The organism is Endozoicomonas sp. ONNA2 (assembly GCF_024606365.1).
Lineage (GTDB): Bacteria > Pseudomonadota > Gammaproteobacteria > Pseudomonadales > Endozoicomonadaceae > Endozoicomonas.
The window spans coordinates 1-1,911 of record NZ_JAHHPO010001080.1 but is presented as its reverse complement, the minus strand read 5'-3'; the positions used below and the strand labels follow the sequence as shown (position 1 = coordinate 1,911).

At 52.6% G+C, this 1,911-nt stretch carries 1 pseudogene; it reads right to left on the bottom strand.

From position 1 onward, the window contains the following. Positions 1-42 precede the first annotated feature (42 nt). A pseudogene (locus KDK14_RS19325) lies at positions 43-1,473 on the bottom strand (methyl-accepting chemotaxis protein); the annotation flags it as partial. Between the last annotated feature and the right edge of the window lie 438 nt (positions 1,474-1,911).

The following is a 1,911-nucleotide window of genomic DNA, read 5'->3' as shown; positions in this document are numbered from 1 at the left end:
GTATTAAAAGAGTATTAACAAGAGGGCCCAAGTTTTGTGGTGTCAGGACTCTGCGGTTTCAGGCAGTTTGAAACCCGTAACCGACTGACGCATCTCCAGAGCCATACTGGCCAGGTCACCGATAGATTCAGCGGTTGCCTTGGTACCTGACGAGGTTTGAATAGAAATATCCTGAATAGCTGACATGCGGTTGGCGACCTGTGAGGCCGACTGCGCCTGAACTTTTGCAGTTTCAGAAATGTTCCGGATCAGGCCTGACAGGCTATTGGATACCTGCTCGATCTCTTCCAGGGCAACACCGGCATCCTGTGCCAGACGGGCCCCATGTACCACTTCAGACGTAGTTTGTTCCATGGAAATGACCGCTTCGTTGGTGTCAGTCAGGATGGTCGATACCAGCGCTTCCACCTGTTTGGTGGCCGCCGATACCCGCTCTGCCAGACGTTGAACCTCGTCGGCAACCACGGCAAAGCCACGGCCAGCTTCACCGGCCATGGAGGCCTGGATAGCGGCATTCAGGGATAGAATGTTAGTCTGATCAGCGATCTCGTTGATCAAAGAGATAATGTCACCGATTTCCTGAGAGGACTCACCCAGTCGTTTAATGCGTTTGGAGGTGTCCTGAATCTGTTCACGGATAGTGGTCATGCCATCGATGGTATTTCGTACCACCAAACTGCCGTTTGCCGCGATCTGTAACGAGCGGTCGGCCACATCTGCGGAGTCGGAGGCTTGGCTGGAAACCTTGTCAATGGACTCTGCCATCTGGTTTACGGACTGGGTTGCAGCGCCGATTTCCCGGGCCTGGTGGTCGGAAGCTTCGGCCAGTAGTCGTGCAGTTGCCTGTGTTTCCTGAGCAGCTGCGTCTACCTTGACGGCAGTCTGGTTGATGGTATTAACCAGGACGCGCAGTTGTTCAATGGAGAAGTTAATGGAGTCGGCAATGGCTCCGGTAAAGTCTTCGGTAACACTGGCTTTAACCGTCAAGTCACCGTCAGCCAGGTCCGCCATTTCATCCAAAATTCGCAAAATAGCCTTCTGGTTAGCGGCGTTTTGGGCTTCGGTAAGTTCGCTCTGGGTTATGGTCTCTTCCAGACGACGGCGGGTATCCATAACAATGGACCATGCACTGAGCAGGACAAACAGAAGGGAAAATCCACCAGAGACCATGATAACCAGCTCAAGTGCCTTCTGCTCAATAGTGGGCGTGGACAAGGTGTCTGCCAGCACCGAGGTTTGTTGCAGCAGTTGTTGTGAATCGGTGAAGATGGTATCGGATGCGCCGCGTACCTGGAACAGGTCTGGCGAGGTTTCCAGAATCTGATCAATGCTGCCATCGACGAATTCGAACAGGTCGGCAATCTCCAAAAGACGGTCAATGGCCGCATCATCAGTCACCTGACTGATGCGCATGGCACGATTACCTTCCAGCATTCCCAGCAACACCAGCCCAAAGAGCTTGGCATCTCGGCCAAAGCTGTCCGCAGCCATGATGGAATCTTCACCACCTTCAAGAATCTTGGCAACACTTCGCACAATACGCTCTGCCAGCCAGGGCTGGCGCTGAGCCATGGCAATCTGGTCAGAAGGCGCATCATTCGCCAGAAGGGTTTCTACCACTTCGTCGTACTCAACTTGCAGCTGGGGAATGGTTTCGCTCATTGTGTTAGCAACATCATGCATGGACAGTACGGTGTCCTGTGCGATAAGAATACTGTCGACTTCTATCTTCATCTCGGACCATGCAGAATCCAGGGCTTCAATCTGTTGGGCGGTAGCGCTGTCAGAGGTGTCAATAAAGGGAAAAACTGCAAGCCTGGCACCGCTCAAATCAACAATATATTGGCCAAACATTGAGGACGCTTCTTTCAGCAGGGGAAAGGCTTCTTTTTTGCCAGAGGCAGCTTCTCA